The sequence below is a fragment of the Achromobacter sp. ACRQX genome (assembly GCF_022346505.1).
GTDB lineage: Bacteria > Pseudomonadota > Gammaproteobacteria > Burkholderiales > Burkholderiaceae_B > Achromobacter > Achromobacter animicus.
In genome coordinates, this window is record NZ_JAKRML010000036.1 from 16,119 (window position 1) to 29,621 (window position 13,503).

A 13,503-nucleotide genomic window follows, 5' to 3' on the forward strand; every position below is an offset into this window, starting at 1 on the left:
ATGAAGGAACGCCCATCATGACTGCCAATCCGTCCCCTGGCGCGCGACTGCGCCAACACCTTGCCGACAGTATCGTGGTGGCGCCCGGCGCATACGACGGCCTATCGGCCCGCCTGGTCGCCGCGGCCGGGTTTCCAGCGGTGTACGCCAGCGGCGGCGCCATTGCGCGCGCCGCCGGCTATCCGGACATCGGACTGCTCAGCTTTACCGAAGTCATGGACCGCGTGGAAAAGATCGTCGAGGCCAGCGGCCTGCCGGTGGTCGCGGATGCGGACACCGGATTCGGCGGCTCGGCCAATGTTGAGCGCACGGTGCGCACGATGGAACGCGCGGGCGTGGCGGCGTTCCATATCGAAGACCAGTCCTTTCCCAAGCGCTGCGGCCATCTGGACGACAAGAGCCTGGTGGACGCTGCCGAGATGGCCCGCAAGGTCCACATCGCGCGCCAGACGCTTGCCGACGCGGACACGCTGGTCATCGCGCGCACGGACGCCATTGCGGTCGAAGGCTTTGACGCCGCCATCGCGCGCGCCGAGCTGTACCTGAAGGCCGGCGCCGACATGATCTTTGTCGAGGCGCCCGAGACGCTGGCGCAGATCCGCGCCATTGCTGAGCGGTTGCCGGGCCTGAAACTCATCAACATGTTCTACGGCGGCAAGACGCCGCTGGTGCCGCTGCCGGATCTGGCCGCCATGGGCTATCGCCTGGCGATCATCCCGTCGGACCTGCAGCGCGCGGCGATCCATGCGATGCAGGCCACGCTCCAGGCCATCCGGCAGACGGGCGACAGCAGCGCGCTGGCGGATCGCCTGACCAGCTTCGCGGAGCGCGAAGAAATCGTGCAGACCCGCCGCTATCTGGCGCTGGACGCTCAGTAGGCGCGAGACGCCGCCGTGCGGTTGCAGCCATGCGGCATGCGCAGCGGCCACAGCCGTTGGCCGGCCGCACCGTACAGCGTGCGGATGCCGCATTGCATCTTCACCTGCGCCAGCAACTGGCCGGCGTGGTCGATGATGCGCGAATCGTCTTCCGTGGACACCACCGCGCGTTGGTCCGTAAAGCCCGACAAGGCCCGGAACTCGGCTGGAATGGCGAACTGGCCCTGGCCGTTCACGTAGCCGTAGCTGCGGTCTTCGCTCGCGGGCGCCAGGCCTTCGCGCATCGGACCCAGCGCGTCGAAAGCCGGTCCCGTCAGCGCACCCTTGGCATCCACCCAACGCGCACCGCCGCCGGACAGCTGCGTCACGGCGCGTCCCTCCGAAAACGCGGACGCAAAGCCTTCGACCGTCACCCGGGTTTTGCCCGAAAGGTCGGTGTAGTCCGTCATGGTGCCGCGGTCCGCCGAGTAATGGCGGATCAGCAGGTCGGAACGCGACGGCCAGCTCCATTCGCCCTTGGGCAGGGTCGCGAGGATCTTGCCGCTGGCGTCCATCACGTGCGTGCCCGCCGCGTCCGCCGCCAGCGCGCGCGCCGGCGCGCCCTGGAACGCGGTGCCGATACGGGACGACGGCGCGATCTGCCAGGCGCCCTTCGCGTTCAGGTAACCCTGACGGTCGGCGCGGCGGATCTCCATCCAGTCACCCAGACGGACGTAGTCGGCGTCCTTCATGTCCAGCGCGTCCTCGCCGTCCGGCGAGATGATCCAGCGGCGCTCGCTATTGCCCGCGCTGACCGAGCCGTCTCCAAAATCGCCCACCTGCAACCCGCGCATGAACGCGGTCAGCGCCTTGCCCTTGGTGTTGAAGACCGCGGCGGGACGTTCGTATTCATTCTCTTGCTTACCCGGCTGCGTCACGCGCCACAGCGTGTCGTTCACGCGTTCCGCGCCTTGATGGCTGGCCGGCAGGATCCACTGCCCCTGCAGGTCGATGACGCCGACGCGCCCCGTGCCCAGCGAAGCGACGGCCTGGCCATTCTGGAACTCGCCGATGCTGCGGAACGCCGGCGCGGCCAGCTCCTTGCCGGCGACGAAGTCGTACAGGCCCCACGGCGCGCCATCGGCCGCCGTCTTCAAATAGCGCACCACGCCCGGGGCGACGACCTGCGTATCGAAGTTCTCGGGCAGTTCGAACGTCTTGCCGGCACGGTCGATCATGCGTACCACGCCGTCGCCATACACCTGCGCGTAGCCCTGGCGGAACATACCGATGTGCTGCTGCGCGGGCAGGTCCAGGGGCTTGCCGCGTGCATCCAGCAGCACCATGCCGTCGGCCGTCTCGGCCGCATAGCGCAAGTGGTCCGCCGTGAGATCGGCGCCGTCGCCGGCGTCGTCCAGCGGCGTCACGGCGGTCCACGACGGATCGGTGACCGTGCTGCCGTCGGCCAGCAGCAGTCCCACCTGGACATCGTCGCAGTGGCAGTGGCTTTGACCCAGCAGGCCCAGCGGCGCGCCAGGCACGCCGGCCGGCAGTGACTGAAGCTGCTGGTTCTGAAGCGTCTTCACTATCTCGGGCTTGAGGAGCGCCTCGCCGTTCTTGTCCAGCACGTTGAGCAGCGCGCCTTGCGCGTCGGACAGCCACAGATTGCCTTCCCGCGTCTCCATGCGGCGGGCGTCCGCCAGCCACGCGGGCGCCGCGTCGCCGTGCACCCACGCGCCCGTGGGCGTCAGTACGCCCGCGGTGCGGCTGGCGCCGTCCACGAACATCACATAGCCTTCGCTTTCGTCGCCGGCCGACAGGCCCTTGCCCAGCGTCAGGGGCTGCGGGCGCCCCGGCACCAGCGCCACGAGGTTTTCGCCGGACGGGTACACGATGGTGTCGGCAAAGCGTTGGGATGCGTGGCCTTCCGCGTCCGTCAGCGTCGCAATCACCGCGCCGTCGCGGTCCAGCACCGCAAACCCCGCCCGGCGCGGCAGCGCTGCGCTGTAGAAAGCCTTGCCCACGGGGTTCATGCTTTCGTATTGCTGGTCCGCGCCGATCAGTTTGCCGTCCGCCGTCACCAGCACCGAACCGTCAGGGCCATAGCCGGTGGCCAGGTTGCCGCTGTCCTGCGCGTAGATGTCGTCCAGCACCGGTTCCACGACCCAGTTCCAGTCCTTGTCCACCACGCCGTACTTGGACTCGCCGTTGGTGGCGATGTACAGGCCCTTGTCGCCCAGCGGCCGCGTGATCACGACGCCGGTTCCGCCGTAGCGCCGCTCGCCCTTGGCCGAGCGGTATTCCTCCTTGTACTGGACCGTGGCGCGCGCGGGCACGCCGTCGTACAGGCGCACCGCGCGCACCACGTCCTCGAACGGTTCGCCCGCAGGATTGCCGTGGCGATCGATCAGCAGCGGCTTGCCGTCCAGCGTCACAACTGCCAGTCCGATCTCGACAAAATCCTGCACCGCGTCAAAGCGCGGCGGAACGGCCATGCGGCCATTGCGGTCGATGTATCCCCACTTGCCTTGCCAACGCACCGCGGCCAGCCCGTGGCGGAAGTCGCCAACCGCCTCGAAGATCGGCTCGATCGCGACGCGGCCGTTCTGGTCCAGAAAACCCCAGGCGTGGCGGCGCAGCGAGTTGTCGCGCGGTACGCGGTCGATGTTCTCGATGGCGGACGGCAGCAGCACCGCGGCGCGGCCGTCGTGCAGGTCCCGGATGCAGCCGTTGCCGAAGGGGTTGCGCGAGGAAATGTCGTCGGCTGCCGGATAGGCCTGGTACTCCGCATCGCTCATGCAATACAGGTGCATCGACTGTATATAGCCGTTCTGCGCCTGGGCGGACAGGGATACGCCTAGCGCGGCCAGGGCGCAGGCAAGGCGGGTGGTTCGTAGCACGCGTGACGTCATGATCATTCTGCGTTGGCGTTGGCGGTCTCGGCGACGGGCGGTTTGACGCCGGTGGCCTCGGGGCAGGTGAGCTTCTGGGGCGGCCAGCTCTGCTGGTCCTTCGCATCCACGATCACCATCGTGTCGCACAGCACGCCGAACAGCGCGGTCGTGTTGCCCTTGGTGTCGATGTACTCGATCAGCCGATTTCGGCGGACCAGCGCGCGGCCTTCGTGAAAGTTGTCGGCCCACGTGAACGCCGGCGCAATCGCATAGCGTCCGGTCAGGTCGACGTACCCGAACAGCTTGCCGGTGCGTTCCAGGCGGCGGGCCCGCGCCAGGCCGTCCTTCAAGGGGCCAAGCTGATTGAAGTGCGCGCCCACGACGCGCTTGCCGTTTGCGTCGATGAAGCCGTACTTGTTGTCGCCGTCGCTGTAAGGCACGACGCCTTCGCTGGCTTTGTCATAGTCGACGGCGTGGCGGCCCGGCAGGCGCGCGATCTCGCGTCCTTGCAGGTCCACCAGGATGCTGGACGAGCCCTCGTCGTCGTTGAATACGACGCGCTGCATCGAAGCCAGGGGCATGCCATCGCCCCATTTTTCCAGCATCGTCTTGCCGGTCTGGTCAATCACGCGATAGCCCGCGCCGCTATTGGCGCGCGCCAGGCCTTCGGGCTGGGTGAAGAAAGGATTGAATTCTCCATAGCGCGCCGGCACCTTCATGTTGCCGCGCGCGTCGATGGCGCCTTCGCGCTCGTCGAACTTGATGTAAAGCCAGTCGCCGTACTGCTGCTTGTCTTCGGGACGGCCGTCGGAGACACGAATCGCGCCGCCTTGCGCGTCGAACAACACGGCGCTCGCGTCGGCCAGTTCGCCCAGAAAGCGACCATCCTTCAGCTTCTGCGGCTTGCCTACTACCGGCTCGCTTGCCTTGCCGGTGCGCAGGTTGATGACGCGATAGGCGCGTTCGGTGTAGCCGCCGCGCTTGCGCGTGTCTTCGGGCGCTTCGGCCAGCATCATGCCGTTACCCAGGTATTCCAGGTCGTAGGCGCCGTTATAGCGGGCAGGCACTACCCACTGCCCCTCGCGGTTGACCACGCCCCAGCGATTCTTGTCCCGCACCTTGGCCCAGTCGTCCTCGAACTCCTGGACTTCATCGAAGGCCGGCTTGAGCACGGGCGCACCCTTGCGCACGTTCCACAGGCCCATGCGGCGCTGGCGGTTTTCGTTCACCGCGCGGTATTGCAGCAGTTCGCCGTCGAGGCGCGATGTGTCTTCCAGCACGTTCGCGGGAACGGCCACCGTCTGGCCGCGGGTGTCGATGAGCAGCGCATCGCCGCGCAGCATGTCCTTCGTGCGGGCCCAGGTGTAGGGGCCTTTGAAGGGGCGCATTTCGCTGTACTGGGGCTCGATGGCCCACGTGCCGTCCGCGCCGATCGCGCCGACCGCGCCGGCCCGATCGGCCTTTGAACGCGCCACGATCGGCAGCGTGACGTCGTAGGTGTCGATGTTTGCCCAGTCTGGATTCGTGACGATATCGCCCGCCGCCGTCAGGATGCCGAGCGGCTGGTCATATTCGCTGGGTCGCAGGAGGGCCAGCGGCGCAGCGGCATCGGCGGCCGACTTGCGTGCGTAGTGGAACTCGCTGATGTCGTAGCCGCGCAGCTTGGCGACGGTGGTTTCGTCAAGGATGCCCAGGCCGTCGGGGTTGTAGATTTGATGCAGCGTCTCGTCGTCCGCGACGGCGTTGACGCTGCTTTGCACGGCGGCTGCGGCTGCGGCTGCGGTGGCGGTGTCGCTGGCGGCGTCCATTGCCGCGTCCATGGCAGCGTCTGCGGTCGCTTCTGACGGCGTTGCGGGGGGGCGGGCTGCGTCCGCGTAGGTCGCCTCCTGCGCGGCGTCCGCGGCGTCCGCGGCGTCAGCTGCGACCGGCGGATCCTGGAACGCGGCTGCGGTCTCCGCTTGCGACGCGGCCTGCACGGCTGCACCCGCCGCAGCCGCAGCGGCCTCGTCTTCCGCGCTCATGTCGTCACGGGCGGCGTCCATGCCGGCGCCGGTAGCGCCTGCCGAAGAGACAGGCACGCCATACACCCACGCGCGTCCCTGATGAATCTTGACGTCGCCGTTGCGCAGGGCGAGCAGCTGCACGCTGCCTGCGGGATCGATCAGCAGCGTCATGCCGGGTTCGGCGGCAAAGCCCCAGCCGTCGCGGCGCTGCACGCCCAGATAGTCGCTCTTGAACGCGTGCAGGGTTTCAAGCTTGCTGTCCAACAGCACCGAACCGCCCTTGGCGTGCCGCGCCAGCCAGACGCCCGGCGCCAGCAATTCCACGCGTTCGTAGCGCTGTTCAGACAGCGGTTCGCCGCGCGCATCCACGAATTCCCAAGCGCGTTCGCGGTTCACAGCCAGCACGTCGCCATCGCGCAGCGGCGGGGCGAGCGAGCGCAGCACCTGCGGACTGATCGCCCATGCGCCGCTTTGGTCCAGCAGTCCCCACCAGCCGCCGTAGCGCGAGTCGCGCGATTGCGCCGGCAGATAGTCGCCCGTCGGTTCGGCCAGCGCCATCACGCCGTCGGGCAGCGTGGCCGGTTTGCCGGTTGCGGTGTTGAATAGGCGCGGCGGGGTAGGGATCTCCATCGCCGCGAGCTTTTGGCCGGGCTGGAACCCGCCCGTGCGCGTGCCCAGCGGAAAGGTATTCACGACCTTGCCCTGGCGGTCGATCAGCACGTCCCGGCCGTCTTCCTCGGCCAGCGCCGTGCCTTCGGCATTGAAGCCGGTGGCTTCCGAAAAGCGCGGCTCGATGACCCAGCGTCCACGCTTGTCGATGTAACCCCAGCGTTCGTCCTGACTGACGGCGGCCAGCCCATTCTGGAAGGAACGGGCGTCCGAATACGCAGGCGTAATCGACATCACGCCCTGCTTGTCGATGTAGCCCCACGCCGCGGATTCGCCATCGGCGGTGCCCACGAGCACCGCCGCCAGGCCTTCCTGGTAAGGCTGGTGGCACATGGTCCCCGCGCCTTCGCCATAGCTGCTGTAGGAGCACTGCTGCGTCCAGTCAGGCCGCGCCTGCGCGTTGCCAGGCGCCAGCAGCGTCATCCCGGCCAGCGCCACGACCAGCGCCAAGGGCTTGAAGAAGGGCGCCGCCGTCATGGCTTGCAGGCGCGGCGCAAGACCGCGGAAATGAAAGAGCCAGACCGGGCGTGCCACATGATTCGATGCCTGCCGAATGATTGGGAAGGCAGCACTGTAACCAGGGGTACCCGGGGACGGATCGACAGATGTAACTATTGCGGACGAAGCGTTAACACCTCTGGCTCTTTGATCTGAAATGTGGCTAATTTCGGCTAATGGTTCGCAAGTCAGGCATATTTAGATGTCACTTGCTGTGAAGAGACATTTTCCCTTCAAGCGTCGTCGCTTCAGGTCCGGAGGGCTTGACTCTCGCCAATACACATTCCTCCCGCGCATGCAGCGGACAAAAATTAATCGGTTGAATCGCCCGCGCGTCAGTTCTGTAATACATCCACTGCCCGCCCGGACGGGGGCGACGTTCCCTGCGAGAGGTTCGCCATGTCCACCCCCCAAAAACCTTCATTGGACGCATCCCAGCTTTGGCTGCTGGTCCTCGCCGGCGGCGTCGTCATGGGGCTTGCCCTGGGCGTGCGCCATGTGCAGGGCTTGTTTCTCCTGCCCGTCACGATGGACAGGGGCTGGAGCCGCGAGACCTTCGCCATTGCCCTGGCCGTGCAGAACCTGACGTGGGGCATCGTGCAGCCCTTCACTGGCATGATTGCCGACCGCTATGGCTCGGCCAAGGTGATTGCCGGCGGGTTGGTGTTCTACGCGCTGGGCCTTGCCGGCATGGCGCATGCCACGACGCCCGCCGCCTTCATGTGGACGGCGGGCGTGTGCATCGGGATCGCGCTGTCCGGCACGGCGTTCGCGGCCATCTACGGCGCGCTCAGCCGTCTTGTGCCGCCGGAGCGCCGCAGCTCGGCGCTGGGCGTGGCGGGGGCGGTCGGCGGGCTGGGACAGTTCACGATGGTGCCAGCCGCGCAATGGCTGATCGGCGATTGGGGCTGGGTTGCGGCCTTGCTGGTGTTCGCGGTGGTGTTGATGATCTTGCTGCCGCTGGCGTTTCCGCTGCGCGAGCCCGCGAACCGGGTGCGCGATGCGGCCGCGCCCGATGCGAACCTGTCGCTGACAGATGCCATCCGCGAGGCCTTCACACGCCCCGGTTTCTGGCTGCTGAATCTGGGATTTCTGGCGTGCGGTTTCCAGCTTGCGTTCATCGGCACGCACCTGCCCGCCTACCTGATGGACAAGGGCCTGCGCGCGTCGGACGCGGTGGCGGCGCTGGCCATTATTGCGCTCACCAACGTCATGGGCACGTACGTCTGCGGCATCCTTGGCGCGCATCATCGGCGCAAGTATCTGCTCGCGGGCATCTACCTGGTGCGGACCGCGGCGATTGCACTCTTCGTGCTCGTGCCGCTATCCACGTGGTCGGTCTATGCTTTCGCTGCCGTGATGGGGTTTGTGTGGCTGGGCACGGTGCCGCTCACCAATGGGCTCATCTCGCAGGTGTTCGGCGTGCGCTATATCACGACGCTCTTCGGCTTCGTGTTCTTTGGCCATCAGGTCGGCTCGTTCCTGGGGGTGTGGCTGGGCGGCGTGGTGTTCGAGGCCACACGATCCTACGACCTGATCTGGCTGGGCGCGATGGCGCTGGGCGTGCTGTCGGCCGCCTTGCATTGGCCGATCGACGACCGCGAGATCCAGCGCGCGCGGCCAGCGGGCGCGGCGGGATAACCAAGCGGGGACGCGGCTACGCCAGCCGGTGCTGCGTGCCCGCGCCCATGGTGATGTGCAGCATGCGGCAAGGCTCCATGACCTTGACCGTATGCCATGCCCCTTTGGGGATGACGTAGGCGTCGCCGGCCAGCATCTTCACCACCTGGATGCCGGTGGGCCATTCCAGGTGCAGCTCGGCCGCGCCGGCCATCAGGCGCACGATCTCGTCGGCGCCGGGGTGCATCTCCCATTGCGGCCAGTCCGCGGTGAACTCGTATTCGGACACCAGCCAGCCGCGCCCGTATTGTTCGAGGTCTACCGGGGATTGGGACCAGAACTCGTCGCCGCCCGTCACGGTGGCGGCGGCGCCGGAGGCGTCCAGGTACACATAGTGCGACGTCAGGTCGATAGCCATGTTGCGGGTCCTCGGGTGTGGGGATCAGGGCAGTGTATGTCAGCGCGCAGCCTGTCACATCGTTGCGTTTATCATGTCTGCCATCGGCAACAGGGAGAGCATGCGATGAGCAAGGGATTCGAAGGGGTGCGCCCCGCGTCCGAATCGTCCATCGAGATCGGGTTCTTCCACGACGGCCGGCATTGTGTCGAGCGTATCCGGGTCAAGCCCACCGCCGCCAACCTCAAGCGCGCTGCCGACCGGCGCGTTGCCATCCTGGAGGCCATAGCGCGCGGGGACTTCGACTACGACGCCGAATTCCCCAAACGCGGCGCTAAGCCATCACAGGGTCCCGCATGACGAGCAACACGCAGCTTGAAATCCACGATCTGTCGCCTGATGCCTTCAACGCCTACGGGTGGATGCTGGGCAAGCCTATGCCGGACGGCAACGGCGTTCCGTTGTACACGCACCCGGCCACCGACTTCTGGCACGAACACCAGTTCAACACCGGCGCGGGCGGCGATGCCGAACTGCTGTGGGTCAATTACCGCAGCCAATCGCTTGAGGTCGCCAGCCTTGAAAAGCATCTGCTGACGCAGCAGGCGATCGTTCCGCTGACCGGCAGCATCATCCAGATCGTGGCGCGCAGCGCCGCCGACGGCACGCCTGACCTGTCCACGCTGGCGGCCTTTCATGTGGCGCAGGGGCAGGGCGTGTGCATGCGGCCGGGTTGCTGGCACGCCACCCGTGTGGCGGGCGACGAGGTGACCTGCATGATGCTGACGCGTCGATCCACGACGGTTGATCTGATCCAGCATCTGACCACGGACGCCAACGCCACCGAAAGCGCCATCACCGCCATTCCCGCGCGTCAGCTGGAAGTGCCTCAGGATCTGCTGCAAAGCGCCTGAAAAGGGTTATTCCGCTTCGCTGCATTCGTAGCCCAGGCGCGCGAACAGGGGCCACTTGTTGCGGTAGCTGTCCGTCCAGCACATGCCGAAGAAGGCGGCAAACGGTGCATCGATCCGTTGCGCGGATACCCGCGCTGCCGCGTCGGCATCCCGAGGGCAGAAGGGCTGGCCGGGCGTCGGGTACAGCGCGCCGTCCCAGACCGGCTGCTCGCAATGCTCGCAAAAGTTGGACCATTCGCCGGATCGTGCCGGGTTTTCGCGGTAGAACGGCGCAATCGTGCGCAGGGTCTGCGCCACCTCGGGAGCGAGCGCCCGGGTCGACGAGATCATCGCCGGGCCGGGCATCGCCTGCCATTGCGCCGGCCCGAACAGCCAGTCCCGAAACGCCTGCGGATCCAGGCCGGGGCTGTCGGCGTCGTCTTCATCCAGCTCCAGTTCACCCTCGGTGCTTTCATGACCGGGCGGCACGGCCAGCGCCGCCACACGCGTCAGTTTGCTGCAGGCCGCGCAGGGGTGCTCGGCCTGCAGCACGAAGTACGACGACGCGCGAATGTTGAAAGCCTCTCCGTCCGGGCCGGTCATGCTGGGGTCTTGCGCTGCCATGCTGCTGTGTCTTTCCTGTTGCGTCGGCAAGGTGCGCCGATTCTTTGATATGCGGGGGAAATATGCCAGAATCCCCCGGAATTCGAGCCTGGCGCATTACACGCCGCCGTCACCGGGCGCCCGCGCCATCCCGTCATGCCGGAGCCCTGAATGCGCCACCGCCAGATTAGCACCGCATTTCGCCGCGCCACCTGCCGTCCGTTCATCGGTCTCGTTGCCGCCATCGCATTGGCGGGCGCCATGGCCGGCTGCACCTTCAGGTCACCCGACGCCGCTTCCGGCTCGCAGTGGGTCGGCATTGAAGGCGTCTCGGCACAACAGGCGCGCACCATCGCCCGCGAATCCTACCTGTACGGCGCGCCCATGGTCGCCAGTTACCAGGCCATGTATGCATACAGCATCGACAAGAACGGCGCGCAATACAAAGGGCCGCTGAACACCATCAACCCGATGGGCACTGCCGCCGCTGCGGCGGCCGGGCTGGATCCCGCCTATCTGTATTCGTACGCGGCCCTGGACTTGCGCGCTGAACCCGTCGTCGTCACCGTGCCTCGCGTGGAAAAGCAGCGCGACGCCTCGTTGCAGGTGATGGATCTGTATATGCACCACATCGGCGACCTGGGTTCGCGTGGCCTGGGCGGCGGCGTGTTCCTGGTGGCGGGTCCTTCCTGGAAGGGCAAGACACCCGCGGGCATCACCAAGGTGATTCGCGCCGAGACGGAGCTTGCCACGCTGGTCGCCCGCTCGCAGCGCTTCAATCCCGCCGACCAGGACAACGCCAAGCGCATCCAGTCTCGCTTCAAGGTCCAGCCCCTGTCGGCGTTCCGCAACCGCTCCGCGCCTGCGGCGCCCGCCAAAGTTGAATGGATGGCGCCCGTACCGCGCGCGCAGATGTATTCGTCGCTCGAGTTCTACGACGAGCTGGCCTTCCTGCTGCGGTTCGCGCCCGCGCACAAGTCCGAGACGATGCTGCGCGAGCGCATGGCCAGCCTGGGCCTGCGGCCTGGCGATGCCTACGACACGGCGTCGTTGAACCCAGCCTTGCGGCGCGCGCTGCAAGAAGGCATGCACGACGGACAGAACGACATCGACAAGAACCGCGCGGCGCAGGGCGCCAACACCGATGCACTGTTCGGCGGCAGGGAGGCACTCAAGAACAACTACCTGACGCGGGCGACCGGCGCGCAGATGGGGCTGTTTGCGTTTGGCGGCATGAGTGCGGCCAAAACGCCACCCAAAGCGCCACCCAAAGCGCCACCCAAAGCCCAGCCTTCAACGCGTTAGGCGCGCACCGCATGAAGCGCAACTTCAACATCCACGATCTGCGGATTTTCTATGCCGTGGTCATGACCGGCTCGACGCGGCAGGCGGCGTTGGCCATGCACCTGACGCAGCCGGCGATCAGCCACGCGATCTCGCGCCTGGAAAGCGCGACTGGCGTCCAGCTATTCGACAGATCGCACAAGACCCTGCGTCCCACGGAGGCGGGGCAGTATCTCTACAGCGAGGCCAAGTTCGTGCTGGACGAACTGGTGCGTATCGACGAGGCCCTGCACAGCATCGAACAATTCGGCGGGCGCGGCTTGCGCATCGCTTCTTCGCCCGCGTTGGCGCTGGGTTACGCGCCCGACGCCGTGCGCCGCTATCTGGACATCAACGGTACGCGGCCGTTTTCCATCGACGTGGAATCGTCGATGCAGGTCATCAGCGCGGTGGAAACGATGCGCGCCGACTTCGGCCTGGGCGCCGTGGGCCGCGACAGCACGCGGCTGACCTTCACCCCGTTTCTGCGTGCGGACGTCATGGCGATCGCGCATCGGGAACACCCGCTGGCCGGACGCGAGACCATTTCGGTGCTGGATATTCCGCCGGACACCTACGTCAAGCCGTTGTGGTCCGACTACGTGGTGGCGCAGGGCGACATCGCCGACTCGCTGCTGCTGCGGTCCGGCATGCAGGCGCACATGTCGCTGCTGCCGGGCACGGTGCGCGCGGTCAAGGGCATCAGCCTGGTGAACGCGCTGTCCGCGTCCGATATCGTCGCGTCGTTTCCAGATCTGGTGGCGGTGCCGCTCGCCTCACGCCAGTGGTTCGACTTCCTGCTCATCACGCGCGCCGAGTCTCGCAACAACGAGCTGACCGGGCGGCTGCTGGATGCGTTGAGGTCCACGGCGCAGGCGCGGCGGCAGGGCGTTTACGCGGAGACGATCGCGCTGCTGTAGCGGCGATCGCCACGCCGTCATTGCGCCGGCGGCTGCCACGGCAGCGATTGCAGATCGCCGTCGATGCTGATTGCCTGGCCGCTGACCATGGCCCCGAACGGACTGGCCAGAAACAACGCCATGTTGGCGATATCCGCCGCGCGAACAAACTGCCGCAGGCTGACGCCCGACAGCTCCAGTCGGGTCTGTTCCTCCACCGACAAGCCCATATTCTTCGCCCGAGCCGCAATCACGCGTTCGATGCGTGGTCCGGCGACCAGTCCCGGCAGCAGCGCATTGACTCGGATGTTCAGCGGCCCCAGCTCCATCGCCAGCGAGCGGGTCAGCCCCACCACGCCCCATTTGGTGGCGGCATACGGCGTGCGCATGGGCAGGCCCATCCGGCCTGCCACCGAACTGATGTTGATGATGCTGCCACCGCCCGCCTCGCGCAGCGCCGGCAGCGCATGCCGCACCGTGTGGAATTGCGAGGCCAGATTGATGTCCAGCGTGGCGTCCAGCTCCGCTTCCGTGATGTCGGCGATGCCCGCCGTCGGCCCCGCGATGCCGGCGTTGTTCACGAGCACGTCCAGCCCGCCCAGATGCGACAGCGCGGTCTGCATGTAGCGGTCGATCTCGTCTCGGCTGCCCACATCTGCGCGCGCCCAGGGATGGCGGCACGCGGCCAGGGCTTGTTCATCCACGTCGCACAGATGCACGCGCGCGCCGCGCTCCGCAAACGCGTCGGCCAGCGCGGCGCCGATGCCGGACGCGCCGGCCGTGACGATGACGCGCTTTCCGGACAGGTCGACGGGCAGGGCGGTGATCGCGGCGGGCGTATGCATAG

General features: G+C 67.0%; 11 protein-coding genes. 6 read left to right on the forward strand and 5 right to left on the reverse strand.

Features of this window, described 5'->3' with window-relative positions; all coding sequences use genetic code 11:
* Positions 1 to 17: 17 nt before the first annotated feature.
* Complete coding sequence (locus tag MHZ91_RS24525; protein ID WP_239216132.1) at positions 18 to 878, forward strand: oxaloacetate decarboxylase; 861 nt, start codon at positions 18 to 20, stop codon at positions 876 to 878.
* Here the strand turns inward: MHZ91_RS24525 and MHZ91_RS24530 are convergent.
* Together MHZ91_RS24530 and MHZ91_RS24535 are read right to left on the reverse strand one after the other, a co-directional pair.
* On the reverse strand, positions 872 to 3,769 hold the full coding sequence (locus tag MHZ91_RS24530) for a WG repeat-containing protein (RefSeq protein WP_239216134.1): 2,898 nt from the start codon (positions 3,767 to 3,769) through the stop codon (positions 872 to 874). The genes MHZ91_RS24525 and MHZ91_RS24530 overlap by 7 nt on opposite strands.
* Before the next feature lie 2 nt (positions 3,770 to 3,771).
* The gene (locus MHZ91_RS24535; RefSeq protein WP_239216136.1) at positions 3,772 to 6,957 is read right to left on the reverse strand and encodes a WG repeat-containing protein; all 3,186 of its coding nucleotides are present in this window, start codon (positions 6,955 to 6,957) and stop codon (positions 3,772 to 3,774) included.
* Positions 6,958 to 7,320: 363 nt separating this feature from the next.
* Here MHZ91_RS24535 and MHZ91_RS24540 point away from each other — a divergent pair, with 363 nt between their 5' ends.
* Positions 7,321 to 8,562: an MFS transporter gene (locus tag MHZ91_RS24540; protein WP_239216138.1), complete on the forward strand. Its 1,242-nt coding sequence runs from the start codon at positions 7,321 to 7,323 to the stop codon at positions 8,560 to 8,562.
* A gap of 16 nt (positions 8,563 to 8,578) precedes the next feature.
* Here the strand turns inward: MHZ91_RS24540 and MHZ91_RS24545 are convergent, their stop codons facing one another.
* Positions 8,579 to 8,959: a cupin domain-containing protein gene (locus MHZ91_RS24545; protein WP_218342747.1), complete on the reverse strand. Its 381-nt coding sequence runs from the start codon at positions 8,957 to 8,959 to the stop codon at positions 8,579 to 8,581.
* A gap of 105 nt (positions 8,960 to 9,064) precedes the next feature.
* On the opposite strand from MHZ91_RS24545, the gene MHZ91_RS24550 reads away from it, so the two are divergent.
* Entirely contained in the window at positions 9,065 to 9,298 is a 234-nt protein-coding gene (locus MHZ91_RS24550) for an Arm DNA-binding domain-containing protein (RefSeq protein WP_175122260.1), read from the forward strand.
* Positions 9,295 to 9,852, forward strand: a complete 558-nt coding sequence (locus MHZ91_RS24555; protein WP_175122261.1) for an ureidoglycolate lyase — start codon at positions 9,295 to 9,297, stop codon at positions 9,850 to 9,852. The genes MHZ91_RS24550 and MHZ91_RS24555 overlap by 4 nt, the downstream gene beginning before the upstream one ends.
* A gap of 6 nt (positions 9,853 to 9,858) precedes the next feature.
* Here MHZ91_RS24555 and MHZ91_RS24560 read toward each other — a convergent pair whose 3' ends face one another.
* The gene (locus tag MHZ91_RS24560) at positions 9,859 to 10,455 is read right to left on the reverse strand and encodes a hypothetical protein (RefSeq protein WP_239216140.1); all 597 of its coding nucleotides are present in this window, start codon (positions 10,453 to 10,455) and stop codon (positions 9,859 to 9,861) included.
* A gap of 150 nt (positions 10,456 to 10,605) precedes the next feature.
* Between MHZ91_RS24560 and MHZ91_RS24565 the strand changes: the two genes are divergently transcribed.
* Together MHZ91_RS24565 and MHZ91_RS24570 are read left to right on the forward strand one after the other, a co-directional pair.
* On the forward strand, positions 10,606 to 11,739 hold the full coding sequence (locus MHZ91_RS24565) for a DUF1254 domain-containing protein (RefSeq protein WP_239216142.1): 1,134 nt from the start codon (positions 10,606 to 10,608) through the stop codon (positions 11,737 to 11,739).
* An 11-nt stretch (positions 11,740 to 11,750) separates the two neighbouring features.
* Positions 11,751 to 12,677: a LysR family transcriptional regulator gene (locus MHZ91_RS24570; protein WP_175122264.1), complete on the forward strand. Its 927-nt coding sequence runs from the start codon at positions 11,751 to 11,753 to the stop codon at positions 12,675 to 12,677.
* Positions 12,678 to 12,694: 17 nt separating this feature from the next.
* On the opposite strand, the gene MHZ91_RS24575 is transcribed toward MHZ91_RS24570, so the two are convergent.
* Entirely contained in the window at positions 12,695 to 13,501 is an 807-nt protein-coding gene (locus tag MHZ91_RS24575; RefSeq protein WP_239216144.1) for an SDR family oxidoreductase, read from the reverse strand.
* Positions 13,502 to 13,503 lie beyond the last annotated feature (2 nt).

Coding starts and splice junctions, on each gene's coding strand:
- MHZ91_RS24525 (WP_239216132.1), top strand. CDS start 18: ATGACTGCCAATCCGTCCCCTGGCGCGCGACTGCGCCAACACCTTGCC.
- MHZ91_RS24530 (WP_239216134.1), bottom strand. CDS start 3,769: ATGACGTCACGCGTGCTACGAACCACCCGCCTTGCCTGCGCCCTGGCC.
- MHZ91_RS24540 (WP_239216138.1), top strand. CDS start 7,321: ATGTCCACCCCCCAAAAACCTTCATTGGACGCATCCCAGCTTTGGCTG.
- MHZ91_RS24545 (WP_218342747.1), bottom strand. CDS start 8,959: ATGGCTATCGACCTGACGTCGCACTATGTGTACCTGGACGCCTCCGGC.
- MHZ91_RS24550 (WP_175122260.1), top strand. CDS start 9,065: ATGAGCAAGGGATTCGAAGGGGTGCGCCCCGCGTCCGAATCGTCCATC.
- MHZ91_RS24555 (WP_175122261.1), top strand. CDS start 9,295: ATGACGAGCAACACGCAGCTTGAAATCCACGATCTGTCGCCTGATGCC.
- MHZ91_RS24560 (WP_239216140.1), bottom strand. CDS start 10,455: ATGGCAGCGCAAGACCCCAGCATGACCGGCCCGGACGGAGAGGCTTTC.
- MHZ91_RS24565 (WP_239216142.1), top strand. CDS start 10,606: ATGCGCCACCGCCAGATTAGCACCGCATTTCGCCGCGCCACCTGCCGT.
- MHZ91_RS24570 (WP_175122264.1), top strand. CDS start 11,751: ATGAAGCGCAACTTCAACATCCACGATCTGCGGATTTTCTATGCCGTG.
- MHZ91_RS24575 (WP_239216144.1), bottom strand. CDS start 13,501: ATGCATACGCCCGCCGCGATCACCGCCCTGCCCGTCGACCTGTCCGGA.